Annotated in this window: 21 protein-coding genes and 1 pseudogene; 13 read left to right on the top strand and 9 right to left on the bottom strand. The window is 56.8% G+C overall.

The genetic code is table 11. The features are described 5' to 3' along the window. Positions 1 to 21: 21 nt before the first annotated feature. On the top strand, positions 22 to 927 hold the full coding sequence (locus ACR6A7_RS03300) for a LysR family transcriptional regulator (RefSeq protein WP_434123360.1): 906 nt from the start codon (positions 22 to 24) through the stop codon (positions 925 to 927). A 30-nt stretch (positions 928 to 957) separates the two neighbouring features. Here ACR6A7_RS03300 and mdtI read toward each other — a convergent pair whose 3' ends face one another. The 5 genes from mdtI to ACR6A7_RS03275 form a co-directional block, all read right to left on the bottom strand. Then, positions 958 to 1,287 (bottom strand): multidrug/spermidine efflux SMR transporter subunit MdtI, encoded by a 330-nt coding sequence (gene mdtI, locus ACR6A7_RS03295; RefSeq protein ID WP_434123359.1) that lies wholly within the window; start codon positions 1,285 to 1,287, stop codon positions 958 to 960. After that, positions 1,274 to 1,624, bottom strand: coding sequence for a multidrug/spermidine efflux SMR transporter subunit MdtJ (gene mdtJ, locus ACR6A7_RS03290; RefSeq protein ID WP_434123358.1), 351 nt, complete (start codon positions 1,622 to 1,624; stop codon positions 1,274 to 1,276). Before mdtJ ends, mdtI begins: the two co-directional genes overlap by 14 nt. A gap of 599 nt (positions 1,625 to 2,223) precedes the next feature. Next, entirely contained in the window at positions 2,224 to 4,770 is a 2,547-nt protein-coding gene (locus tag ACR6A7_RS03285) for an excinuclease ABC subunit UvrA (RefSeq protein WP_434123356.1), read from the bottom strand. Between the two features lie 227 nt (positions 4,771 to 4,997). Further along, complete coding sequence (locus tag ACR6A7_RS03280; RefSeq protein WP_434123354.1) at positions 4,998 to 5,327, bottom strand: YdgH/BhsA/McbA family protein; 330 nt, start codon at positions 5,325 to 5,327, stop codon at positions 4,998 to 5,000. A gap of 251 nt (positions 5,328 to 5,578) precedes the next feature. Further along, the gene (locus ACR6A7_RS03275; protein ID WP_434123352.1) at positions 5,579 to 6,379 is read right to left on the bottom strand and encodes a MetQ/NlpA family ABC transporter substrate-binding protein; all 801 of its coding nucleotides are present in this window, start codon (positions 6,377 to 6,379) and stop codon (positions 5,579 to 5,581) included. Between the two features lie 239 nt (positions 6,380 to 6,618). On the opposite strand from ACR6A7_RS03275, the gene ACR6A7_RS03270 reads away from it, so the two are divergent. The 3 genes from ACR6A7_RS03270 (at position 6,619) to ACR6A7_RS03260 (ending at position 10,687) form a co-directional block, all read left to right on the top strand. Continuing rightward, positions 6,619 to 7,620, top strand: coding sequence for a zinc-binding alcohol dehydrogenase family protein (locus tag ACR6A7_RS03270; RefSeq protein WP_434123351.1), 1,002 nt, complete (start codon positions 6,619 to 6,621; stop codon positions 7,618 to 7,620). 1,010 nt (positions 7,621 to 8,630) lie between these two features. Next, positions 8,631 to 9,362, top strand: a complete 732-nt coding sequence (gene traT, locus ACR6A7_RS03265; RefSeq protein WP_434123350.1) for a complement resistance protein TraT — start codon at positions 8,631 to 8,633, stop codon at positions 9,360 to 9,362. 209 nt (positions 9,363 to 9,571) lie between these two features. Beyond that, positions 9,572 to 10,687, top strand: a complete 1,116-nt coding sequence (locus ACR6A7_RS03260; protein WP_434123349.1) for a metallophosphoesterase — start codon at positions 9,572 to 9,574, stop codon at positions 10,685 to 10,687. Between the two features lie 5 nt (positions 10,688 to 10,692). Here ACR6A7_RS03260 and ACR6A7_RS03255 read toward each other — a convergent pair. Together ACR6A7_RS03255 and ACR6A7_RS03250 are read right to left on the bottom strand one after the other, a co-directional pair. Then, positions 10,693 to 11,342, bottom strand: a pseudogene (locus tag ACR6A7_RS03255) (alpha/beta fold hydrolase). A gap of 171 nt (positions 11,343 to 11,513) precedes the next feature. Continuing rightward, positions 11,514 to 12,401 (bottom strand): LysR family transcriptional regulator, encoded by an 888-nt coding sequence (locus ACR6A7_RS03250; RefSeq protein ID WP_434123348.1) that lies wholly within the window; start codon positions 12,399 to 12,401, stop codon positions 11,514 to 11,516. Positions 12,402 to 12,491: 90 nt separating this feature from the next. On the opposite strand from ACR6A7_RS03250, the gene ACR6A7_RS03245 reads away from it, so the two are divergent. The 9 genes from ACR6A7_RS03245 (at position 12,492) to ACR6A7_RS03205 (ending at position 22,795) form a co-directional block, all read left to right on the top strand. Further along, positions 12,492 to 13,859 carry an MFS transporter gene (locus ACR6A7_RS03245; RefSeq protein WP_434123347.1) on the top strand — a complete coding sequence of 456 codons (1,368 nt, stop codon included), beginning with the start codon at positions 12,492 to 12,494 and terminating at the stop codon, positions 13,857 to 13,859. Then, a complete protein-coding gene (locus ACR6A7_RS03240) occupies positions 13,838 to 14,245 on the top strand; it encodes a hypothetical protein (RefSeq protein WP_434123346.1) in 408 nt (135 codons plus the stop codon). The genes ACR6A7_RS03245 and ACR6A7_RS03240 overlap by 22 nt, the downstream gene beginning before the upstream one ends. Further along, a complete protein-coding gene (locus ACR6A7_RS03235) occupies positions 14,242 to 15,180 on the top strand; it encodes a flavin reductase family protein (RefSeq protein WP_434123344.1) in 939 nt (312 codons plus the stop codon). The genes ACR6A7_RS03240 and ACR6A7_RS03235 overlap by 4 nt, the downstream gene beginning before the upstream one ends. 8 nt (positions 15,181 to 15,188) lie before the next feature. Then, the gene (locus ACR6A7_RS03230; RefSeq protein ID WP_434123343.1) at positions 15,189 to 16,484 is read left to right on the top strand and encodes an aromatic ring-hydroxylating dioxygenase subunit alpha; all 1,296 of its coding nucleotides are present in this window, start codon (positions 15,189 to 15,191) and stop codon (positions 16,482 to 16,484) included. Beyond that, the gene (locus ACR6A7_RS03225) at positions 16,474 to 16,956 is read left to right on the top strand and encodes an aromatic-ring-hydroxylating dioxygenase subunit beta (protein ID WP_434123342.1); all 483 of its coding nucleotides are present in this window, start codon (positions 16,474 to 16,476) and stop codon (positions 16,954 to 16,956) included. Before ACR6A7_RS03230 ends, ACR6A7_RS03225 begins: the two co-directional genes overlap by 11 nt. Before the next feature lie 8 nt (positions 16,957 to 16,964). Beyond that, a complete protein-coding gene (locus ACR6A7_RS03220) occupies positions 16,965 to 18,662 on the top strand; it encodes an NAD(P)/FAD-dependent oxidoreductase (RefSeq protein ID WP_434123341.1) in 1,698 nt (565 codons plus the stop codon). 13 nt (positions 18,663 to 18,675) lie between these two features. Next, positions 18,676 to 20,013 (top strand): amidase family protein, encoded by a 1,338-nt coding sequence (locus ACR6A7_RS03215; protein WP_434123340.1) that lies wholly within the window; start codon positions 18,676 to 18,678, stop codon positions 20,011 to 20,013. Positions 20,014 to 20,034: 21 nt separating this feature from the next. After that, positions 20,035 to 21,282, top strand: a complete 1,248-nt coding sequence (locus ACR6A7_RS03210) for an aromatic amino acid transporter (RefSeq protein WP_434123339.1) — start codon at positions 20,035 to 20,037, stop codon at positions 21,280 to 21,282. Positions 21,283 to 21,499: 217 nt separating this feature from the next. Next, the gene (locus ACR6A7_RS03205; protein WP_434123338.1) at positions 21,500 to 22,795 is read left to right on the top strand and encodes a DsbA family protein; all 1,296 of its coding nucleotides are present in this window, start codon (positions 21,500 to 21,502) and stop codon (positions 22,793 to 22,795) included. Between the two features lie 88 nt (positions 22,796 to 22,883). Here the strand turns inward: ACR6A7_RS03205 and ACR6A7_RS03200 are convergent, their stop codons facing one another. Beyond that, complete coding sequence (locus ACR6A7_RS03200; RefSeq protein ID WP_434123337.1) at positions 22,884 to 23,171, bottom strand: hypothetical protein; 288 nt, start codon at positions 23,169 to 23,171, stop codon at positions 22,884 to 22,886. Next, the coding region (locus ACR6A7_RS03195) for an Ig-like domain-containing protein (RefSeq protein WP_434123336.1) at positions 23,144 to 25,470 on the bottom strand (2,327 nt) is incomplete at its 5' end. The genes ACR6A7_RS03195 and ACR6A7_RS03200, both read right to left, overlap by 28 nt.

The raw sequence follows: 25,470 nt of genomic DNA, 5'->3' as shown, positions 1-25,470 counted from the left end.
AATCGTAGATCAGGAGGGATGATGGATCAGCTAATGGCGATTCGGGCGTTCGCCCGCGTGGTGGAAGCGGGCAATTTTACCCGCGCGGCGGACTCGTTAAATATGCCGAACGCCACGCTCAGCAAGCTGGTGCAGGAGCTGGAGGCGCATCTCGGCATCCGTCTGCTGCAGCGTACCACGCGCCGCGTTACGGTGACGCCGGAAGGGCAGGAATATTATGAGAAAACGCTGCGCGTTCTGCACGATCTTGAGGATATCGACGCCTCTTTTAACGTGGCGCGCTGCTCGCCGCGCGGTCTCCTGCGCATTGACGTTGGCGGCTCGACCGCCAGCGAGGTGCTGATCCCGGCGCTGCCCGATTTTATGGCGCGCTATCCCGATATTCATATCGATCTCGGCGTCGCTGACCGCGCGGTCGATCTGATTAGCGATAATGTCGACTGCGTGATCCGCGGCGGGCCGTTAAACGACTCCTCGCTGATCGCGCGCCAGATCGGCTTTGCCACCCTTATCACCTGCGCCACGCCCGCCTATCTTAAGCTCTATGGCGTTCCGGCGTATCCTGAGGAGCTGAAAAATGGCCACCGGCTGATCAGCTACCTTTCGCCGCAGAGCGGACGCGCCTTTCCCTTCCGCTTTGCGCGCGACGGAGAGAAAACGGAGATTAAGGCGGAGTATCGCGTCGGGGTAAACGAAAGCAACGCGCATCTGGCGGCGGCGCTGGCAGGCATGGGTATCGTACAGACCTTCACCTATGCTACCGCGGCGCATATCCAGGCGGGGCGGCTGGTGGAGATTCTGGCGCCGTGGCGGCCAGCGCGCTATCCCTTCCATGTGGTTTACCCGCAAAATCGCTATGTGACGCATCGACTGCGGGTCTTTATTAGCTGGCTGCAGGAAACATTTCCTGCGCGGCTGGAGCCGTAACGTCCGGCAGCAGCAGGACGTTACGCGCTATCAGGCGAGCTTAATTAAGATCATGCCCGCCAGCAGCAGGGTGAGCCCCGCCCAGCCTCGCGCGTTGAGTCGCTGGCCAAACAGCACCCAGCCCGCTGCGACGGTAGCCGCAATGCCGAAACCGCCCCACAGCGCGTAGGCGACCGACAGCTCAATCCCTTTTACCGCCTGGGAGAGCGCGCTGAACGCCAGCAGCACCGAGAGCAATGACGCGATGCCCAGCAGCGGCTTTTTAAAGCCGTCGGAATATTTCAGGAAGATATTGGCGGCGATCTCCAGCAGGATCGCCAGCGCCAGCCAGAGCATATGCGTAATATCAGCGGATGACATGCTGCAGCTCCTTTTTCTGCGTGGTACCGGTTTTGATCAGCATAATACCGGCGATCAGCACCGCCAGGCCGGCGACTTTCATCGGCGACAGCGGCTCTCCGAACAGCTGGACGCTAAATATCGTAATTAATATGATGCCAATGCCTTCCCATAAAGCGTAGGCGACGCCGAGCGCAATTTTTTTGACAGCGAAACTCAGGAAAATATAGGAGCAGGCGATCATCACCAGCATGATTAAATAACCTGAACCGCTTTCGTCGACGCTGGACCATTTCATCGCCAGCGTGCCGATAATTTCGCTAAAAATAGCAAGTAATAATAAAACCCATGCAAACATGGCTCACTCCTGTCGTAATAATTCAATCGACCTGCACCGCACGGGCGCAAGTTCCTTTTGGCATAGGGAAACGAGGAGAGGAGGCTACAGGGCGCTACGCCAGTGCCGATCGGCGATATTGCAGACGGAAAGAGAGCAGAGGAAATGAGAAAGATTGATAAACGCTACGCGCATAAAATAAACAAGACATCCACGCTGTTGCTTCTCATCGGTGGACGGATTGTACTCCAGTAACAGACACGGCGCAGTTATAGCATCTGCCTGATGCTGTTTCAATAGCAGCAAGTTCCAATATTGATTTATCACAAGGTTTATTGTGTTGCGTAAGCAGGTGGGTTCAGGTCAGATAAAACCAGAATAACATCCAGTCTGCCTATAGTTACAACATACCTAAATAACAGTAACACTCTATTTGCTGCTGTGCGGTTTTTTTTCAGGCAGCGAAAAGGGTGGCGCTTTTGCGTCCGAACAGGATCTTTTCAGGGCTCGCGTATTCCTGTCTCGCATATCAGGCAGCCGGAGATAACACGCCTCCGGCTGCCTGCTGGTTTGTCTGTTAAAGGGCTGGATTTTCGCGAGTCGCGAAATCATCTCTCGCGCTACGTCTGCGGATCGCCGCGCCTGTTTTTAAGCCACCGGGCTAAATAGGGTGCGGTCACGCTGTTCTCTGCACGGCTGACCGCTTCCGGCGTCCCGGCGGCCACGATATGACCACCGTTTTCCCCCGAGCCCGGGCCAAGATCGATTATCCAGTCAGCCTCAGAGGCAATTCTCATATCGTGTTCCGCCATCACCACGCTATCGCCCCGTTTCACCAGCTGATCCAGCACCCGCATCAGCTTATCCATGTCTGAGGGATGCAGGCCGGTTGAGGGTTCGTCGAGCAGATAGAGCGTTTTGCCGCGCTGCGCGCGCTGCAGCTCCCAGGCGAGCTTGATGCGCTGGCACTCCCCGCCTGACAGTTCCGTCGCTGGCTGGCCTAACGTCAGGTAGCCCAGACCCAGTGCCTTAAGCGCGGTGAGCGAACGCTGAATAGTGCTGTTGTCGCTGAAAAACTCAGCGGCTTCGTCTACCGTCAGCGCCAGCACGTCGGCGATGGTTTTGCCGTTCCAGCGCACTTCAAGCGTCTCGGCGTTATAGCGACCGCCGCCGCAGGTGGAGCAGGGCGCGCTCGCCTGCGGCATAAACAGCAGCTCAATGGTGATGAGCCCCTGTCCTTCGCAGGCGGGGCAGCGGCCAGCGGGCAGATTGAACGAAAAACGGCTGGCATCGAAGCCGCGCCTCTTCGCCTCATCGGTCTCGGCAAACAGCCGCCTGACGGTATCAAAAAAGCCGGTATAGGTCGCAAGATTAGAACGCGGTGTGCGGCCGATAGGGCGCTGATCGATACGTACCAGCCGCTTCAGAGAAGCACCGCCGGCAACCACTTTGCCCTGAACCGCCGTAGTGGCATCCTCCTCCTCATCCTCCTCTTCGTCGGCGGGCGTGTTGTCCAGCCGCTGGAGCAATGCGGGCAGGACGCGAATCAGCAGCGTCGATTTGCCTGAGCCGGAAACGCCGGTAATCACGGTCATTCTGTCGAGCGGCAGCGAAAAATCGAGCGCGTGAAGGTTATTGCAGGTTACCTGTTCAAACTGCAGCCACTGCTCAGGTAGTCTGCGCTGACGCAGGCCGGGATAGCGGTCGCCGTGCAGGTAGTCTGCCGTCGCTGACTGGCCGTTGCGCGTCAGGCCTGAAGGCGCGCCGTTATAGACGATTTCGCCGCCCAGCCGGCCCGGCCCGGGTCCAATTTCCGTCAGCCAGTCCGCTTCGGCAATAACGTCAAGATTGTGCTCCACAATCACCAGGGAGTTGCCCGCCGCCAGCAGCGCGCGCAGCGAGTGGATCAGCGCGCGCACATCTTCCGGATGGAGACCGGCCGCCGGTTCGTCCAGCACATACATGACGCCAAAAAGCTGTGAGATCAGCTGCGTCGCCAGCCGGATGCGCTGTAGCTCGCCAGAGGAGAGCATCGTTGTCCTGCGGCCGAGGGAGAGATGGCCGAGGCCAAGATTTTCCAGCTGGTCCAGCCGTCCACCCATATCCGCCGCCATGCGGATCGCGGCTTCCCTTAGCGCCGCCTCTTCAGGAAGGAGAGAAGAGGCACCCTTCGCCAGCGGGGAAAACAGCGCTTTGAGTTCAGCGATGGTCAGCTCGCCCATTTCAGCGATGTCGTAGCCTGCGAAGGTCACGGAGAGCGCATCCTGGTTAAGTCCTTTCCCCTGGCAAAGCGTGCAGGGCGCTACCGCGACAAAGCGGGAAAGGCGCTTTTTGACGCTCTCTTTGCCTCCTGCATAGCTTTGGAGCACATATTTTCTGGCGCTGGTATAGGTGCCGGTATAGGCGGGTTCGACCTCTGCCGCTATCGCCGCTTTACGCTGTTCGGCGCTCAGCCCCATGAAGACAGGCACCGAGGGCTGCTCATCGGTCATCAGGATCCACTCTCTGTCCCGTTCAGAGAGCGCTTCCCATGGCGCATCGATATCGTAATCCAGCGCCTCCAGGATGGAGCGCAGGTTTTTCGCCTGCCAGCCGTGCGGCCAGGCAGCGATAGCGCCTTCTCGAATGCTCAGGGAGGCGTCCGGCACCAGCGCTTCTCGCTTCACCTGATGCACCCTGCCCATGCCCTGGCACGCCGGACAGGCGCCCTGTGGGTTGTTAGGCGAAAAGGATTCGGCCGCCAGAAAAGGCACGCCGTCAGGCCGCTTTCCGGCGCGGGAATAGAGCAGTCTGAGGGTCGCAGAAACGCGCGTCAGGCTGCCGACGGTGGAGCGCTCCTGTACGCCCGCCCGACTCTGCTGTAGCGCAACCGCCGGGGGCAGGCCATCAACGCTGTCTACGTCGGGGGCCGACGCCTGATCTATCAGGCGACGCGCATGGGGCGCAATCGACTCCATAAAGCGCCGCTGCGCCTCTGCGTAGAGCGTGTCGAACGCCAGCGACGACTTGCCCGATCCCGACACGCCGGTAAAAACGACCATGGCGTTGCGGGGAAAGGTGAAGGAGAGATCCTTAAGATTATGCGTTCTCGCACCCTGAACGCTGACGCCGCTGTAATTGCTGCAAGGCGGCTGGTTGCCGCCGTTTTCCTTTCCTTTAGACGTCATAACGCTCCTACCCAAAAGGTTTCCATAACGTGCTGTTCTGTCGGCTCGCCGCCTGCACGGCTAGCCGGTAAGTCGTCAAAGGGTAGCAGGGATAGACGCTGACGGAGGCGTGGAAGGCAAAAAGCCGGGTGAAGGCCGCGGCGGCCTGGGCCGCCTGAGCCTGAAAGGAAAGGGTGTTTTATAACAGACAGAAGCGGGCATTTAAGGTCTGCGTCGATTCAGACCGGTTACAGAATAAATCCCGCCGCCGCTGGCGTATGGTCGCTTTCGTCGGGGATGGTGTAGAGCGTCGCTTTCGCCGCCAGTAGCGGCTGGACGTCGCTGCCCGCTTTATGCGATTCCACATCGGTAATGTGATAGCCGACCGCGCCCGCTTCACGCGCTTTATGGACAAACGCGGCGTTAAGCTCTTCCATAGAGGTCGCCCAGCTCACCGACATTACGGCGAAGGGCTGCACGGAAGCGATTTCACGCTGAGTGAGGCCCGAACGAATCAATACGGGATTCACGCTCTGCGGAGAGAAAATGGATAAAACATCCTGCACTAACTCTTTCATCAGACGACTCCTTATGACATTAACGCACGGTTATCTCTGTTTTCGGTCGTAACGAAAGTAATAAACGCCAGAATTTGTTATGCGTTTTAGCTTTAATTGCTAATGAGATGTTATGGAAACAGCGGCTGATAACTTAACGAAGGTTTAGCGAAGATATTTTCATTTGATTACATTCTGGCGGGTTTTGACATGTCGGAACAGGCGAGCGAACCGCCTCCGCAACCTGTATGGCAGGCGGAGGCGAGGCGGAGTTACCAGCCTTTGATAATATCGCCTTTATAAAGCTCATTGGCTTTATCCAGCACTTCCTGCGAGCGGAACGCCTCTTTTAGCTTCTGGATATTCGGGCTGTCTTTATTATCTTCGCGCGCCACGATGGCATTCACGTACGGCGAGGCTTTGCCTTCCATAAACATGCCGTCGCGCGAGGCGGAGAGATTCGCCAGCGCGGCGAAGTTGTTATTGATAATAGAAACGTAAACCTGCGGATCGTCAAGCGTGCGCGCCAGCTGCGGCGTATCGACCTCGACGAACTTCAGTTTTTTCGGGTTGTCGGTCACGTCCAGCGTGGTTGGCAGCAGGCCCGCTTCCGGCTTCACCTTGATGAGACCCTGTGCCTGCAGCAGCAGCAGACTGCGGCCCAGCGTGGTCGCTTCGTTAGAGATGGTGATCGTTGCGCCGTCCGGCAGGGCATTCAGCGATTTGATTTTGCGCGAATAGCCAGCAATCGGGAAGACGAAGGTATTGGTGACCACGGCGAAATGGTAGCCGCGCTCTTTAGACTGCATCTCCAGATAGGGCAGGCTCTGGAAGGCGTTGGCATCGACATCTTTATTAAACAGCGCTTCATTGGGCTGCACGTAGTCGTTGAACGCCACGACATCGACATCCAGATGATATTTGTCATGCGCCACCTGTTTAACGGTCTCCCATAATGTCTGGTCAGGACCGGTGTTGATAGCCACTTTGATTTTGCTGTCGTCATCTTTATTACAGGCGCTAAGCAGCGTAACTGACGCGGCCAGCAGAATAGAAAGCACTTTTTTGTTCATAAGCCAGATCCCTTTTGTCGTAGGGAAAGGACTATAATCTACATCTAGACGTCTGTACATCTATGGCGGTGCGACTGCCGATTTTTTATCCGCTTCATTTGACACCGTTTTCCGCCGGGACGGCTATTTTCACTCCCGCAGTGAAAGTGCTGCTGTTGCCAGCAGGTGTTTCTTCCGGCGCAGCCCGCCTATGCTGTTATCCAGCATCAGCAAACTTATTACTGCAAAAAGGAACAGAGATGAAAGCTATCGTCTACAGCCAGAATGGATTGCCGATCGCCGATCCGCAATCGCTCTACGACACCACGCTGGCGCAGCCCCAGCCGGGCGCGCACGATCTGCTGGTAAAAATCGCCGCGATCGCCGTCAATCCGGTCGATACCAAAGTGCGCAACAACGCGCCGACACAGCAGCCGCGCATTCTAGGCTGGGACGCCGTCGGCACGGTAGAAGCGGTTGGCGAGAGCGTGACGCGGTTCAAGCCCGGCGACGAGGTGTTTTATGCGGGCGCCATCGATCGCCCCGGCTCCTATGCGGAGTATGGCCTGGTGGATGAGCGCATCGCCGGTCACAAGCCCGCTTCGCTAAGCAACGCCGATGCCGCCGCGCTGCCGCTGACTTCGCTAACCGCCTGGGAGCTGCTGTTCGACCGCCTTGAGGTGAAAGAGCAGGAGAACGAAGCGCTGCTGATTATCGGCGCGGGCGGCGGGGTCGGTTCGATTCTGACCCAGCTCGCCAGCAAGCTGACCGGGCTGCGCGTTATCGCCACCGCGTCGCGTCCTGAAACTGCCGAGTGGGTGCGCGAACTGGGCGCACACGACGTGATCGATCACTCCCGTCCGCTGCTGGAAGGGCTGCACGAAATCGGCGTCGAGCAGGTACGCTATGTCGCCAGCCTGACCCATACTGACAAGCACTATCAGCAGATCGTCGAAGTGCTGGCGCCGCAGGGCCGTCTGGCGGTGATTGACGATCCAGACACCCTCGACGCGATGCCGCTGAAGCGTAAAGCGATCTCGCTACACTGGGAGCTGATGTTTACCCGCTCGCTGTTCCAGACGCCGGATATGGCGCGCCAGAATGAGATTCTGGAAAACGTGCGCCGCCTGATCGACGATGGCACGCTGCGTACCACTAAAGGCGAGCATTACGGTGTCATCAACGCGGAAAACCTGCGTCGCGCCCATGCGCTGATTGAGAGCAACCGCGCGTGTGGCAAAATTGTACTGGAAGGCTTTTAAAGCGACCTGACAGATAAACCACCACCGTTTGCCTGCAATCTGCGACCCGGCCAAAAGGCCGGGTTTTTTTATGTGTACTGCACGGAAACCGAGTGTCAGGCCTGCTTCCTGCTGGCCCGATTACGCACTCGCGCTGCTGGCGGCCACCGCGCCGCCAGCGTGACGCCCGTGCGCCATTGTCGTCTCCTTAACCACTATCTGGCGAAAAAATCCTGCCTGCGCTCGCAGAGCGCTATATTTGAGAATAACTCTCATTGCTACCAGTGCCGCTGAGCCCGTAGGTTGAGGCAACAGGTCAGACTGCGGAATTTGCCGGAGGTGGGAAGTGCCAGTTATTTATTGGATGCTTCGCCGCCAGCAAAAGCGTCGCAGTTAACATCAGGCGTTAAACGCGGCTTTGACCGCTGGCGAACGCATCAAATAATAAGGAATGTATGGGAGCTTACTGCAGGCACTGCCGCGCGCTTTTAAGTCGGGACGAATATTTCTGGTTTTACGACCGCTGTCTCCGCTGTGAAAAATGCGCGCAAATTCGTGCTGAAGAGCGGGAGATTTTCATTAAGTCGCCGCTCTATGTCTGGAGTGAAATAGGTTTTCAGACGCGTCGATTCAAACATCGGCTGGCGGCCTATTTGAAAAGGCAGAATCTTGTCTGAACAATTTAAATAACGCGTGGCGGTACGACCGGCTGTTTGGGCTGCTGGCTGACGGATATCGCGGTTAATCGTCACCAGGCCGCGCTGTGTTCGCCGGCCAGGCCTCTATCGTGGCGTTTCCTTTATCAATTCTCCTGTTGCCAGTGACCCTGAGCGCCCGCCTGGCGGGCTTAGCCCGCCAAAAATCCCTCTGCGATCCGGCCATACCGATGAAATAGATTTAAGTTTCTCACCCTTCGGCCGATAATCATCCCGCCACTCTGACGGTAGAGGATGCGTTTTCAATTATATCCCTCACCGGAGTGCGCGTCGGGGCGAGACTGCCCCGTTTTTTAATTTAACAAGGAGCAGTAAATGAAACACCGCAATACCGTTGTGGCGGCTGTCGTCGCATCATGTCTGGTTCTCTCAGGTTGTAGCGCAATGGGAACGGCCATCAAGAAACGTAATCTCGACGTCAAAACGCAGATGAGCCAGACAGTGTGGCTTGAGCCGTCAAACGAAAAAACGGTTTATCTGCAGGTGCGCAACACGTCAGACAAAGATATGAGCGATCTTCAGACATTACTGGCACAGGATCTGCGCGCTAAAGGCTACACCGTGACATCCTCACCCGACACAGCCTATTACTGGATTCAGGCCAACGTGCTCAAGGCAGAAAAAATGGATCTGCGTCAGTCGCAGGGTTTCCTGTCGACGGGCTATGAGGGCGCTGCTACCGGCGCGGCGCTGGGTGCTGGCATTACCGCTTATAACAGCAACTCGGGCGGTGCTGTCCTGGGAATTGGCCTCGCGGCCGGGCTGGCAGGCATGGCGGCAGATGCGCTGATCGAGGACGTAAACTTCACGATGGTGACCGATCTGCAAATCTCTGAGCGCAGCAAATCCACCGTCACCACCGAAAATATCGGTGCGCTGCGTCAGGGGAACGCCGGTATTAAGCTGCAGACCAGCAGCGAAGAGGGCAACCGCGTGAAATATCAGACGCGCGTGGTCTCCAACGCCAATAAGGTCAACCTGAAATTTGAAGAGGCTAAGCCGGTGCTGGAAGCCCAGCTGGCGAAATCCGTCGCCGGTATTATGTAATTTTCTTCGCTTCAGCCGCGCCTCTGCGATCTCACGCGAGACGTGGCTGAAAACCCCTTCAGCGCAATCCTTTCACGCCATCAACGCCTGGGATCATCACGAAGCGACCAGCCGCATTCGTGCTACGCTTAAACGCCTGAGCACGCGTTACACCATTCTGTCAGACTCCTTTTCGCGCTGAACAAGCGCCTGTAACCCAGGGACGATCCATGTTTCATCTGATTTTCAGTATACCGAGCTGGTATGTCATCGTGCGTTTCCTTCTCCCGTTAGCGATGCCGCTGGCGTTAAAAATCCTCTTATCAGCACTGGTGTTGCTGGCCTCGCAATACCTGTTGATCCGCCGCTTTACCGCAGGCGGCATCTTTTCCCCGGAGATGCCCCGCGCGCTGATCATTCTGTGCAACTGGGCGTTCGGCGCCGTGCTGTTTCTTGCACTGCTGCAGATGCTGATTGACGCGTTGGCGCTGTTGTCGCTTCTGATCGGGCACCCGCTGGAGATTGCGCCGATGGTGCGTTATCTGGCGGCGCTGCTGGCTATGGCGCTGGCGGCCGTTGGCGTACAGCAGGCGATACGCGTGCCGCCGGTGAAAGAGATCACCATCAGAATTAATCATCTACCGCGCGAGTTTGAGGGCTACCAGCTTCTTCAGCTGACGGATCTGCATATCACTAAGCTCTTTAATGCCGCCTGGGCCACGCAGATGGTCAACAGGGCCATGGCGCTTAATGCCGACCTCATCGTTATAACAGGCGATGTGATTGATGGTACCGTGCAAAACCGCAGGCAGGATGTGGCGCCGCTTGCCAGTTTGCACGCGCCGGACGGCGTTTACGCCATTACCGGCAATCACGAATACTTTTTTGAACAGCGGCGCTGGACCGAGCACCTCGCTTCGCTGGGCCTGCCGACCCTGCATAACAGCCACGTTATAGTCAAACGCGGCGCAGCGGAGCTGGTGATTGCGGGCCTGCCTGACATCTCTGCATCGCGGAGAGAGGCGGACGGCCCCGATCTGGCACTGGCGTTAAAAGGCGCGCCGAAAAACGCCCCGGTTATTCTGCTCGACCACCAGCCGCGCAACGCGCGCCAGAATGCGCAGCAGCAGGTCGATTTACAGCTGTCGGGCCATACGCATGGCGGGCTGATCGCCGGCTTTGACCGGCTCTTCGGCAAACCCAACGGCGGTTTTGTCTCCGGGCTTTACCAGGTGGAGGGCATGCAGCTTTACGTTAATAACGGCACCGCCCTCTGGCCCGGCATGGCGATCCGGTTAGGGCGGCCGTCGGAACTGACGCGCATCACGCTGCGGGGAGGAGAGTAGCGCGGTTACATGCGGGCGATCTCCTGAACGGACGCGCGCGCTGAGGCCGCCTGGCGCGAAAAGAATCGCGTCAGGGCGTCCGCGACGGCGTCGGGTTGCTCCTCGGGCAGGAAATGGCCGCACGCCTTGATTGTTTCGCCCGTGACGTCAACGGCAAACGCGCGCAGCAGGGCAGACATATCCGGGATTGACCCCTGATCGGCGCTTAAGCCAAGCACCGGCATGGTGAGTCCACCCTTACGCCGGGGATACCGGCATCCATCAGCGCTAGCGCCGTCACTTCTTCCGCAAACAGATGCGCATAGGGAAAGGCGACCCACGCGCCGACGTCATGGGCGGCGAGGCTGTATCGCCTGACGCCCAGATGGTCGAGAAGATCGTGGGTGCGGCGAGCGACAGTCTGTGTGTCATAGCCCTCCAACGGGCGATCGCTGTCGCCCTGACCGGGCAAATCGAGCGCAATAACATGGAAGCGGCTCCCCAGTTGGGGCATCACGTGACGCCAGGCGTACCAGCTTTCTGGAAAACCCGCCATCAGCACCACGGTCGGCTCGCCAGGCGCGCCCCCTTCAACATAGTGAAAGCGTAACCCGTTGACGGCGGCGAATTTGTGGCTAAAACCCTGTGGCGCGGGCGGCATTGAACCGTGGATCATGGCGTTGTTCCTTGTCTGCAATGGAAGTGGGGTAGCGCTGCGGGTTGATAATGGCGGCATGCCTGCCGCTTAGCGATATTAGGAAACGATCGTATCCTAATTGTGCCCGCTGCAGCGCGTCAAGCGTGACGATCACTTCTTTGCAGGAAACGATTTCAGGCGCGCAGAGAATTATATTTTTATGTTTTTAATTAGGAAGTCGATGAAAATTCGGCACTTAAGCCGAATGCGATGGTCGCCTGCATAGACTATGGTAATGTCCTGCGCGGGTAAGGCGTAGTCCGCAAACAGCGGGATCAGCTTGCCTGCTTCACGCTCCTCGCGAACCATCCATTCCGGAAGAATGGCAACGCCAAGACCGGCAATGGCCATGGATTTAATGGCGGTTGACGAGTTGGAGTGATATTTCGCGATGGCGCGTATATCTGTCGACGTTCCGTCTTTATGACGCAGCGTCCACTGCGTCGGTGCCTGTAAATTACTGTTAGCAATCCAGGACACGCTGTTTAAATCGTTGACAGAGCGTAATGGGTTATTGACCAGCCATTCAGGCGAGGCGACAAGCAAAATATCATAGCTGGCTAACTTGCGACTTTTTAATTCCGAATCACGTAGTGTGCCAAGCCTGATAGCTAAGTCGAGGCGATCGGAAATTAAATCATTTAAAGATGAGTCTGCGTAAAAGTTAATGCCCAGGTTAGGGTGTAGCTGGCAGAAATCCCCAATCAGCGGAATGATATATTGTTCGCCAAATTCCGTAGTTGACGTAATATTCAAGGCGCCAGAGAGCGACCTGTGGCTGTCAGAAACATTTTCAAGTGAGCTCTGGATGTTAATGAATATTTCGCAGAAATCTCTGTAAAGCGCTTCCCCTGCTTCAGTCAGGATAATACCGCGCGAGTTGCGGATTAACAGCTGAACCTTAAGCGCCTCTTCAAGCGATTTGACATGAATGCTCGCCATGGCTTTGCTGATAAAGAGACGCTCTGCCGCGCGCGTAAAGGAACCGCAGTCGACGACCGCGATAAATGTCTGAATTCGGTTTAAATGGTTAAACATTAACTGTTAATTTTAAGTAAACACCGCGTTTAATTTAATTTAATCGACTCTCAACGTCAAGCCGCCTTAGACTCCGCGTCGGAGGTCAAAATGACGTATCGCTATCGCATTGCTTGTGTTTTCCTTGCTGGTTTTTTTATCGACTGTATCAATATATTTATGTCGGCTATCGCCTTGCCTGACATATCGCGTGAATTACAGGTCTCAGCTTCCAGCGTTGCCTGGGTAGCTAATAGCTATATTCTTGGTTTGACGCTTATTATTCCTCTTAGCCACTGGCTTGCCAGCCGCTTTGGCGCGCGTCTGACAATAGCAGCTTCCATGCTGATATTCTCTGCGGGCGCGCTGCTTTCCGGATTGGCTGACCACTTTGGCAGCCTGGTGTTATTTCGTTTTATCCAGGGTGTAGGAGGAGGACTGCTGATCCCCGTTGGGCAGGCGTTGACCTTTGGCCTGTTTAAAAAGGATGAAAGAGCCAGAATTTCCACGCTGGTGATGGCTGTAGCCCTTATCGCTCCGGCCATTTCACCGGCTGCTGGCGGGGCAATTGTCGACCATCTCTCCTGGCGCTGGGTCTTTCTTTGCAATATTCCTTTCAGCCTCGCGACCGCTGCGCTGGCGCTGCTGTGGATCCAGTCTGAAAAAATCACGGCGCGCCGGCCCGATATTGTTGGTCTGATTATTATCAGTCTGGCGCTGACGGCGCTACTGTCAGGCATGTCCTTATATGCTGACTCTGCTTACCAGAGCTTGCCTCTGGGGCTGGTTCTGGCGGGCATAACGCTGGCGTTTGCTTATGTGCTGCACTACCGCCGCCAGGCTAACCCTGTGCTGGATTTAAGCGTGCTTGGAAACGCGCATATGCGCTTTTCCGTCATCGTTTATTACGCAGTGCCGGGCATTTTTACCGGCGTCAATCTGCTTAATATTTTTTTCGTGCAGGAGGTGCTGGGCTGGACAGCGAGCGAAACGGGCTCACTGATGGTGCTCTATGCGGGCGGCTCTTTCTGCGCCATGACGCTATGCGGTCGTTTATATAACCGCACCGGCGCCGCGCCGCTTTTTCTGGCAGGTCTGCTGCTGCACGCCGCCGGTATTGCGGTGCTGTCGGTCACCGAGGCGTCCCACGATCTTCTGTTTCTGGTTTGCGCTTATCTGCTCATGGGAATTGGGGGCGGTATAGCGGCCAATACCGCTCAGACTACCGCGATGATGGATTTTGAAGGGGATCGCCTGGCACGCGCCAGCACCATCTGGAATCTGAACCGCCAAATTTCTTTCAGCACAGGCGCCGCGGTGTTTACCCTGTTATTCAACCTGCTGCAGCAGTCCACCACGATGACGTCAGCTTACCATTCTGTGTTTCTTATTGCCGCCGGGCTGGGGTTACTTCCTCTGCTCGGACTCATCAATCTTAGCCAAAAATCGGAGGTCTTATGCGATCGGAAAGAGAGTTAATCGCACATCACAGCGTGACTGAACTGCATCAGTGGATTGAAGAGGTATTTACCGGGCGCGCTGGGTATCCCTCAGCCCTTGACCGGCTGCTCGCCAGCTTCAGCGACTCTTTCAGCATGGTTACCATTAAGGGAGAGCCTGTCGGCTTATCCGAAGTAGAAAGCCTTTTCCGTAACAACACAGGAATACGGCCAGACCTGCGTATTGAAACGGACGCCTGTGAAACGCTCGCCCAGACGGAAACCTCGGTAACCTGCCGCTACCGCGAAACCCATTATGAACAAGGCGCCGCGCATGTCCGCTGGTCGATCGCCATTATTGATTTTGATTCAGGCGAGCCTCGCTGGCGCTACCTGCAAGAAACGGCGGTAGCGGAATCATTATGAAGCGTTTTGTCATCACGACTATTCGTTCTCTGGGCGAAGCCGTTCGCGAGTTCACGCTCGACGCGGATAACAACGAGCTGGCTTTGCTCACGCCGGGAGCGCACTACCGCTGGCAAATGCCTGACGCGATCGGCGCGCGCTGTTATTCCTGCGTCATGCTGGAGCTGCCCGCGACCGCGCTGAAGTTTGCTGTGCGACTCTCGCCGGACTCGTTGAGCAGCGGCTATCTGGCAGGTCTGGCCGAGGGCGACGTTATCACGCTGGAGGGGCCGTTTAACCATTTTCCACAGCTATCCGCGCCGCTGAATGGGCGAGATATTGTTATCGCTGGCGGGATTGGGATTACACCCTTAACGGGGATCGTCACCCGCCTGTTCGCCGCCGGGCGCCAGCCTGAATGTCATTACTTTGCCTCTTCCCGAACTCAGGCGGCTTACGCGGAGCCGCTGGAAAGACTGGCGCAAGAGCGGTTTCATTTACACACCCCGGAAGGCCCGCGCATCACTATTGAGGCGCTGCTGGGCAAGCTGCAGCGCGACGATCGTATCCACCTTTGCGGACCGGCGCGTCTGTTGAGTGCGGTGCTTGATTACTGCGATGCCCGGGATTTTCCCCGCGGCCATCTTGCATTTGAAATCTTTAACGCGCCTCCCACTGGGGCTGAAACAGGCGGTTATGAGGTCGAGGCGACGGAGACGGGCATCAGGTTTCAGGTCGCTAGCGGCCAGTCACTGCTGGATGCGCTGGAAGAGGCCGGTCTGGAGCCCCTCTATGATTGCCGACGCGGGGAATGCGGACTCTGCGCGCTGGAGGTTATTGAGGGAGAGGTGGAGCACCGCGACTTTATTATGACGCCGCAGGAAGCAGCAACCAGCCGGACAATTTATCCCTGCGTTTCCCGAGCTAAAGGAAGCGTTCTTAAATTAGCTTTATGAGTTAAGCCATGAACCTTAATAACCTTTTTCGCGGCAGCGAAATCCATAAATCCGCCTACCTCGATCAGACTCTTTTCCTCACGGAGCAAGAAACTGTCTTTGGGCAAAGCTGGCTTTATCTGTGCCACGCCAGTCAACTCCCTGCTGCAGGGGATTATGTTACCGCTGAGCTTGCTGCTCAGCCCCTGGTCGCGATTCGTCAAAAAACAGGCGATATCAACGTTCTGTTTAACCGTTGTCCGCACAAAGGCGTCAAGGTGTTAGCGGAATCCTCAGGCAACTGCGGCCGGTTTTTACGCTGCCCCTACCATGCGTGGACCTTTAAGCCGTCTGGTGAGTTGCTGAGCATTCCGGTGAAAAATGAATACGATCCCTGTGTGATGTCCGCGTGTGAAGCAGGCCAGGGCATGACGCGAGTCGAAAATGTCGTTAACTATCGCGATTTCATTTTTGTACGTCTGAGCCAGCACGGCCTCTCTTTTGACGCCTTTTACGGCGATGCGCTTTCGACCCTGGACAATATGGTCGATCGCTCTCCAGCCGGCCAGCTTCGCGTGGTTGGCGCGCCGCTGCGCCATCGTCATCGCTGTAACTGGAAAATGGTCATGGATAATCAGACTGACACCTGTCATCCCATGGTGGCGCATGAGTCCTCAGCAGGTGAAGCCGTCAATCTCTGGGCGCAGTCAGAGCGGCAGGCTGATCAGCCGATGGCAGTGGAACTCTTTTCTCCGTTCATGTCGTCGCACGCGTTCTTCGCTGAAATGGGGATGCGTATCTGGCCAAACGGACACGGACATACGGGAACCCGTAATTCAATCCACAAAGATTATTCAGCCATCCCCGGTTACTGGGAAAGTATGGTTGAAAGCTATGGCGAAAGCCGGGCACGGCAAATTCTCGATGATACGCGACACAATACCGTCTACTTTCCCAACCTGATGGTAAAAGGCCCAATACAAACCCTGCGTATTATTCGCCCCGTCTCGGCCACCGAAACCCTTGTCGAGTCCTGGATTCTGGAACTGGTTGGCGCACCGCAACAGATGCTGGAACGCACCGTTCAGTACAACAACCTGATCAATTCACCCTGTTCAATGGTGGCGCATGACGATGTTGAGATGTATGAACGCGCCACTGAGGGGTTGCACAGCCAGGGGAGTGAGTGGGTCAACATTGCGCGACTTTACCAGCCGGATGAGCAATGGAACAGCACGGTCGTCACTTCAGGAACCAGTGAAATTGCAATGAGAAACTTTTATGCCATGTGGCAGCATATGCTGGAGGGGCGTCATGTCTCCTGAACATGTTTACCACGCGTTGACCAACCTGATCTATCACGAAGCGGAGCTGCTGGACGAGCAACACTATGATGCCTGGATGGCGCTCCTCTCTGAGGATTACACCTGGTGGATGCCGCTGCGTCACGATCAGCCCGATCCTTTAACCGAGTCTTCGCTGCTTTATGAGGATCGTTTTGTTACGCAACTGCGCGTTAATCGCCTGCGCAACGCGCGTAATTTTTCGCAACAGCCAAAAAGCCGCAGTCAGCACCTTTTGCAGCGGCCAGCGATCGCCTGGCGCGAAGGCGAAGCAAAGGCGGCGGCCGTCACTCAGGTTATGTACAGCGAAAGCCGGGGCGAGCAAGAGTGGCATTATGCTGCCCGCGTTGAGCATGCCTTTCGTCTGGTGGAAGGGCAATGGCTAATCGCCGCGCGCAAAACGATTTTGCTTAATCTTGAACGTCCTCTCGACAGCCTGCAGTTGATCATCTGAGAACAGCTATGACATCTCCATCACATGAAAACGGGGCGGCGCAGGCTTTCCCCTATATTGATACGCTATTTGATTACGGTGATTTTCTTGCGCGTGCGGAGTCGCAGGGAGGCATCGGCCAGTGTCCAGAGAGGGAAAGCGCGTCCCGCGTCGCCATTATTGGCGCTGGCTTAAGTGGATTAATCGCCGCGCGTGAGTTGCTTCGGGCGGGAATTGGCCACGTGACGCTGTTTGAAGCTGAGCAGGGCGGCTACGGTGGACGGCTGCTCAGCCAGCGCTTCGATCCCTCCATGCCGCACTATATTGCCGAAATGGGGGCCATGCGCTTTCCTCCCACGGAAGTCGGGCTGTTTCACTATTTAGACCATTTCGATATCAGTACCGCATCCGCTTTTCCAGACCCTGGCATTGTCGATACCGAAATTCACTATCGCGGCGAGGCATTTGCCTGGCGCGCTGGCGCGCCGCCGCCGCCGCTGTTTCAGAAAGTCGATAACGGATGGCGATCGTTTATAAAAGAGGGCATTACCCTGGATGATGGCAAGGTGATGGCGGCGCCCGCCGCCATCACGCAGGCGCTGAAGGAGGGCAGGCTCGCAGACGCAAAAGAGGCGTGGCAATGTTATCTGGATCAGTTTGGCGACAGCTGTTTTTACTCGGCACTGGTACGTATTTTCACCGGCAAAAATCCACCCGGCGGGGAGCCCTGGCTTAAACCTACCGACTTTGCGCTTTTTGGCTCGCTTGGCATCGGTTCCGGTGGTTTTCAGCCCGTTTTCCGCGCGTCGTTTATTGAGATCATGCGGCTGGTGGTAAATGGTCTGGAAGAGGATCAGCGGCTGGTGCCTGCCGGTATCGCTACGCTCACTAACCGAATGGGCGAGGAACGCATTGCCGGTAAGACGCTGTCGGAGCGCATCCTGTATCAAAAAGTCACCGCCATCGAGGAGCGTGAGGACAAGCAGTTCGAGGTGCTAACCGCCGAGGGTAGCGCGCTGTTTGACCGCGTCATTGTTACGGTATCGACGCGCGCGATGCAGATTGCGCTGAAGCTTTCGCAGCGTCCGCAGTGGCTATCGCCCGAGGTTTCGCGAGCGATAAATGAGACGCATCTTATCGGTTCGTCGAAGCTTTTCTTGCTTACCAGGGACAAATTTTGGCTAAGGGAGAAGCTGCCGCATACCATCCTGACCGATACGCTAGCGAAAGGGGTCTACTGCCTTGATTATCAGCCAGACGATCCCGATGGACACGGCGTCGTGCTGATCAGCTATACGTGGGAAGATGATTCACACAAGCTGGTCACGCTTAAGGATAAAGAGACGCGTCTGGCAAGGCTTGTCGAGGAGCTCAGCCAGACCGCGCCAGATTTTGCCCGTCATCTTGTCCCAATGAATAACGATGCAAAGTTTATTCTGGAGTATGACTGGTTGACCAATCCTCTTTCGATGGGGGCGTTCAAACTCAACTATCCGGGCGACGACCGTTATTCAGAAGCGCTCTTTTTCCAGTTCCAGAGCGCCATCAATCCTGAGACCGACAAAGGAATATACCTCGCAGGATGCAGTTGCTCCTTTACCGGAGGCTGGGCAGAAGGGGCGGTACAGACGGGGATCAATGCCGCCTGCGCCGCTATCGCCAGTCTGGGAGGGGCGTTGATATCCCGTAATCCGCTGCACGCCATGGCGCGCCATTTTCACTACTGAGAGCGACACGTTCATGCTGACTAAACGCCCTTGCTCTTTGGCCGCCGAGGCGGCCTTGAATCGCCACCCGGCAGGATTAAAAGACAATCATCAGTACCGATTTGAACGCTACCGGGATACGCTGGCGCTGAATGCATTTATTGCTTACGACGCCTCGCGCCTAAACGGCGAAGCCACACCGGCACAGATTGCGCACGCGCCGCTTTTTGGACTGCCTTTTTCCTGCAAAGACAACATCAACGCGCGCGGATTCGCAACGACAGCCGGAACGCCGGGACTGGCCGATTTCCTGCCTGAAAAAGACGCTCCTGTCGTTGCCCGCTTAATTGAGCAGGGCGCAGTGCTGTGCGGCAAAAATAATATGCATGAATTATCGTTTGGCGTGACCTCATGTAACCACACCTGGGGCACGGTAGGCAATCCGGCTCATCCCGGCTATCTGGCTGGCGGCAGCAGCGGGGGCTGTGCGGCCGCCGTTGCTGCGGGTGCCTGCGCTTTCGCTGTCGGAACCGACACCGGGGGATCTGTGCGTATTCCGGCCTCGCTATGCGGCCTGTCAGGATTCCGCCCGACCACCGGACGCTACTCGTCTGTCGGCGTGGTGCCGGTTTCCCACACCCGGGATACGCCGGGCTTTATTGCGCCCGACGTCTCCGATATCGTGCTGCTCGATGCCATCCTGATGGATGAAAAGCCGGTGGAACCCGTGATGCCGCGCCGCGTGGGTATTCCTGAAGCCTTTCTGTGGCAGGGGCTCGATCACTCAGTAGAGAAGCGATGCCGGGAGGCTGTCGCCAGACTTGAGGCTCAGGGTGTCGAAGTCATTAAACTTGATGACAGCCATCTTGGCGAACTCAATGCGTCCGTTCAGTTTGCCGTTCCGTTCTATGAGTTTTTTATCGATTTCCCGCGCTTTCTGCTCGACGAAGGGCTCGAATGGCGATTTCACGCCATTCTGGAGCAGATAAGCGATATCCAGGTACGTAATCTTCTTCAACGGCAGCTGCAGCAGTGCAGCGTTTCCTGGGATGACTATCTGGCAGGTTTGTGTACGACAGGGGATTTGCGCACCGCCTGGCTGGAGATGTTTTCTGAACATCAGCTTGATGTTTTAGTTTACCCAACCGTCAGCTGCGCAGTACCGCGCCTGACAGAGGCGCACGATCCTGCTGTTTTTGAACAGCTGGTTCGCAATACGGATATCGCCAGCAGCGCAGGCGCGCCCAGCCTGACCTTGCCGGTCGGAATCGCGGGTGAACTCTCCGTCGGCCTTTCTGTGGATGGTCTGCCAGGAGAGGATCGCCAGCTAATGAGTTATGCTCTCGCCGTCGCTCGCCTGGTGCAGGCTTAAATTTTTTTATCGGAACACGTAATGACAGAAACAGCATTAACACAGCGTCAACCCTCGGTATGGTGGGGCGCGATGATTATCTGCGGGACGGTGGTGGGCGCAGGGATGTTTACGCTGCCAGTGGTGATGGCCGGCGCCTGGTTCGGCTGGTCGCTGCTGATACTGCTGATAAGCTGGGGATGTATGCTGCTGTCGGGACTGCTGTTCCAGCAGGCGAGCCGCTATTTTCCGCTGGGCTCCGGCTACGATACCTTAACGCGCTCGCTGTTAGGGCGGCGGTGGGCGGCGCTCAACGGCCTGAGCATCCTGTTTGTGCTGGGCATTCTGACCTATGCCTATATTTCGGCCAGCGGGCCAGTCTATCAGCACTCGCTTAATCTTGCCGGTTTGCCTGTCTCCACCGCGGGCGCAAAAGCGATCCTGACGCTGTGCGTCGCCCTTGTCGTCTGGCTGGGCACAAAAGGGGTGAGCAGGATTATGACCTTTTGCGTGCTGGCCAAACTTCTGCTGCTGGTAACGGTTTTCGGCGGGCTGCTCACCCAGGTCGATCCGCTTACGCTCTTTGACGCCGGTAACGGCGAGGGTGGCTACTGGCGCTATGCCTTTGGCGTTCTGCCGTTTTGCCTCGCCTCGTTTGGCTATCATGGCAATATTACGGGCCTGATAAGCTACTATGGCGGCGAGCAGAAGCGGGTGAGGCGCGCGCTGGTGTTCGGCACCCTGATGTCGCTGATTATCTATTTGTTCTGGATTACCGGTACCATGGGCAACCTGCCGCGCGCCGCTTTTCCCGCCGTGGTGGCGGCGGGCGGGGATATCGCCGCGCTGCTGGCCTCCTTACGCGACCGCCTGCACGTTGGCGCGCTGAGCTTAATGATGACGCTGTTTTCCCATTTTGCGGTGATCGCGTCGTTTTTGGGCGTAACGGCTGGCCTTTTTGACTTTATCGCCGATCGCCTGAAGCTGGGCGAGACGCCGCTGGCGCGTTTTAAGGTGGCCCTGCTGACCTTTGTACCCGCGCTGAGCGCGTCGTTGTGGTTTCCAGACGGCTTTCTCGCCGCTATCGGCTTCGCCGGGCTCTTCGCCACGCTCTGGGCGGTGATTGTGCCCGCCTTACTCTATATCAGCGCGCGCAGACGTTTTGCGCGACAGGAAAGTGCAGGGGCGTGGAGCACGCTTGCGCCAGCGGTAGTGATAACCTTTGGCGCATTGAATATCCTGGCGTGGACGCTGAGCTGGTTCAATTTGCTGCCTGCATTTAGCGGCTAGCGGGGCGCTTTTGCTTCACCGGCCTGCTGCCGCGCTTTTCGGCCAGGCCGGTAACCGAGTTGTTCTTTTCCCTCCTTAACTAATTGATTTCCTTTATCTCTCTGTTTAATAAACAGCGCTACAGGATGACGCTCGTCAATTCAGCGCAGAACGCATTCAGCAAAAATAGTCGGCTATCGCCTGGTCAGGCATCAGACTTTTTTTGGGATCTTATCGCATGGTGAAAATGACCAATATTGCCCTTACGGTTATGCTAGTGGCTGGCATCACTACCCATACCGCCCTGGCAGCCGACGCGGCTGCTTCTGAATCCTCCACGGCGCCACAGGATCACCCTGTCGCGTCAGGTAAAGCAGACGCTTCCACCGTCCTGGAACAGCCTTCCCAACGCATCAAAGCGGACCCTGTAGAACCTGCCGCTGCAGCCTCTACGTCTGCACCGGCGGCGCATCAACAGACAGCGCCGGCGATGGTGGCGCCTGCTTCGCCCGTCACGCAGCCTGAGCCCGTGAAACCTGAAGCGCAAACCGCTGAGGCAGCTGTTTCGGCATCTTCTTCAGCGGCACAGGATCCTTCTGTTGCGTCAGGCAAAGCAGGCGCTTCCACCGCCCCGGAACAGCCTTCTCAAAGGGTCAACGCGGACCCGGTCGAACCTGCCGCTGAAGCCTCATCATCTCCAGCTGCGGCGAATCGACAGGCAACGCAGGCTATTGCGGCACCGGCTTCGTCAACCACGCAGCCTGAGCCCGTTTTAAAACCTGAAGCGCAAACAACTGCCCCCACAGCATCTGAGCACACGGCGGATAAATTCACGCCCGAGCAGGAAGAGCAGATTGGCGCAATCGCAAAAGGCTATCTGCTGGCGCATCCCGAAGTGCTGCTCGAAGTCAGCGAAAAACTGGATATTTTACAGCATGAAAAGCTGATTAAGGCCATTACCGCAGCCGTGGTTCAGCGTCAGGATGCGTTATTAAACGATCCCGCCATTCCTGCAGCAGGCCCGGCAGATGCTAAGGTGGCGCTGATTGAATTTTTCGATTATCAATGCGTCATGTGCGCCAGACAGGCGCCTGTAATCCAGTCGCTGATGCAAACCCATCCAGAGGTGCGCTATATCTTTATGGAGTGGCCCATTTTTGCTTCGCGATGGGAGCCGTCACTGACCGCAGCGGAGACGGGGCTGATGATCTGGCAGCAAAAAGGATCCGACGCCTATCTGGCCTACCATAACGCGCTATTTGCTACAGGCCATCAGGAAGGCAAGTTGACGCAGGCGGATATTAAAAAAGCGGCCTCAACTGCGGGCAGGCCAAAAGGTAAGCCGAATAGCATGCTTGATGTGGTGGCGCGGACAGATGCGCTGGCGCAAAACCTTGGATTTCAGGGGACGCCCGGCCTAATCGTCATGCCGATCAGCGGCGCTAACGCCGACAATGTCAGCGTCTTTCCCGGCGTAGCTAACGCGTCCGCACTACAGGCTGCCATTAAACGGGCGGAAAGCGCTGCGAAATAAAAGGTCTTTAAGGCGGGGTTCAGCAGGGGAAAGAGGGATTTTTTAATGCTGAAGCCCGCACATCGCTAACCGAAACCAACCGCACAGTCTATTTAACATAATCATGATTATGCGCACTTAACGCCTTCATCATTATCCTGAGAAAGGCTGCCTGCACTGGCAGTGATTTTACAGCCATCTCAACATTATTTGAGATGACGCTGAAGCGTATAAAAGCGGTAGTCGTTATTTTGAAGCGTTCAAGCTTGAAGCGGCCAGACACCTTGTTGAACGCGGCCGTGTCATCGTAAGCGTCGCCACTTATCTTGATATTTCCACCCACAGCCTGTGCGAAAGATTTACACCTCGCTAATTTGAGATGCAGCGGAGCTTCCATGCGTTCCAGGCATTATATTCTTGTTCATCAACTTCTCCACTCGCTAACCATACCGCGATTGTATCCCCCACGCCGCCAGAGCTCAGCGTATTGCTGGTTCTGTAAGGCAAATCGGGCTCAGTATTCCAGCCATAATTCTTCATATCTCCCCAATAAGAATGGAGAGCGACAAGCTCATCTTTCGTTGGTACCCTTCCATTAACCGCTTTACATAATTTGTCTGATGCATTGTCGCTGCTGATCCCTGTTCCGTAAGCCTTATCCGAATAATAAGGCAGGAAGTAGAGGGTAGTTTTCTTATCCAGGCTGTAGGTTAAGGTTTTATCGCCTCTTTTCGCAACAATCTCTGCTCCTGCTGGAGAATCGTCACCTATTTTAACGGTTAGGCTTTCACTACTCTGGGTAAGTGACAGACTTTTCAGGGATGACGTCACCTGTTCTGGCGAAGCACTATAATTAATGGTAAAGGACGCGCCACTAAAATAGCTGACATCGGCTGGGATTTTATCTTTTTCATAAGTTATTCCGTTTATCGTTATATTTACAATTTTAAATATAATTTTGATCTCATAAGTTGCAGATTCGAGAGGTTTATCCCAGCCAGTTAGTTCGACCGTAGCCTTGAGCGCTGATCCCTCATCTTGTGCTGTATATATAGCGGAATAAGTACCGTCGGCATTGTCCTTCCAGGAATACCCTTGTTTAAGAGTGGCGTGGCCGACTTCAACAGACGCTGCGAGCATTGAAGCCTGGCCTGCAATCGCATTGCCGGCTACGTCCCTGAGCGTCACAGTAACCGCAATGTCGCTACCTGAGGTGTAGCTGCTCTTGTCCACCGCAATGGAGGATGTTGCCCAAACGGGGGCGCCTGCTGTGATGGCGTAGGCTCCTGAGGAGGTGGGCGAGCTCCAGCCGCTCAGCTTCACCGTCGCCGTCAGGTTCGTACCCGCCGTAAGGGCGGTGTAGGTCGCCGTGTAGGTGCCATCCTGGTTATCTGTCCACTTACCGTCGGCCTTCAGGGAGGCGTTCGCCACCGCGACGACGCCGGACGCTGCCAGAGCGGACGCGGCACCGCTTACCGGGTTATCATTCGCATCTTTCAATGTGATCGTCACCGCTATATCAGTACCCGCCACATAGTGGGTGCTGTCCGTCTTAACCGACGATTTCGCCTGGTCAGGCGCATCTGCCGTGAAGCTGACCTTCTTGTCCGCGCTCACTGCCGCACCGCTGCCCGCCTTGGCGCTCACAGCCACGTTTGCCGCGACCTTCGTGCTGGTCAGCGTGAAGGTGGAGGTTCCGCTCGTGTCCGTCGCCGTGCCCGGGTGCATCGTCACGTCCTTGCTGTCCGCCGCCGGGGTCACCGCGATCCCGCTGACCGGGTTGCCGTTCGCGTCCCTGACCGTGACCAGGTAATGGAACGCGCTCCTGCCGTCCGCCACCTTCGTTGTCTCCGCGCCCTGTAGCGTCACCGAGGCCACCTTCGCCGTGCTGTTGTCGGCCGTAAAGCTGACCTTCTTGTCTGCGCTCACCGCCGCGCCGCTGCCTGCCTTCGCGTTGGCCGTCACGTCTGCCGCGGCCTTTGTGCTGGTCAGCGTGAAAGTGGAGGTTCCGCTCGTGTCCGTCGCGCCAGCGGGGTGCACCGTCACGTCCTTACTGTCCACCGACGGCGTAACCGCGATCCCGCTGACCGGGTTGCCGTTCGCATCCCTGACCGTCACCAGGTAATGGAATGCGCTCCTGCCGTCCGCCACCTTCGCTGTTTCCGCGCCCTGCAGCGTCACCGAGGCCACCTTAGCCGTGCTGCTGTCCGCCGTGAAGGTCGCCGTTGTGCTCAGGCTACTCGACCCCAGCGTCGCGGTCACCGTGACTGTTTCGGCCGTTTGGCTGGTCAGGGTGGCGGGCGCGCGGCCCTTCTCGTTCGTGAGCACGCTCGCCGCAATGACCGCCCCGCCGGTGGCACTCAGGCTCACCGTTGCCCCGCTCACCGGGTTCCCGTTCGTGTCCATAACGTAGACGCGCACCAGATCTGCGGCCTTTCCGTCCGCCTTCATTCCGCTGGTTATCGTTCTCAGCGCCACCACCTTCGCCGTGCTGCTGTCTGCCGCGAAGCTGACCTTTTTATCTGCGCTCACCGCCGCGCCGCTGCCCGCTTTCGCGTTCGCCGTCACGTCTGCCGCGGCCTTTGTGCTGGTCAGCGTGAAGGTGGAGGTTCCGCTTTGGTCCGTCGCCGCGCCGGGGTGCACCGTCACGTCCCGGCTGTCCGCCGCCGGGGTGACCGCAATCCCGCTCACCGGGT

This window comes from Pantoea phyllosphaerae (genome assembly GCF_051025595.1).
GTDB lineage: Bacteria > Pseudomonadota > Gammaproteobacteria > Enterobacterales > Enterobacteriaceae > Pantoea.
This window is presented reverse-complemented; position numbering and strand designations above follow the sequence as displayed.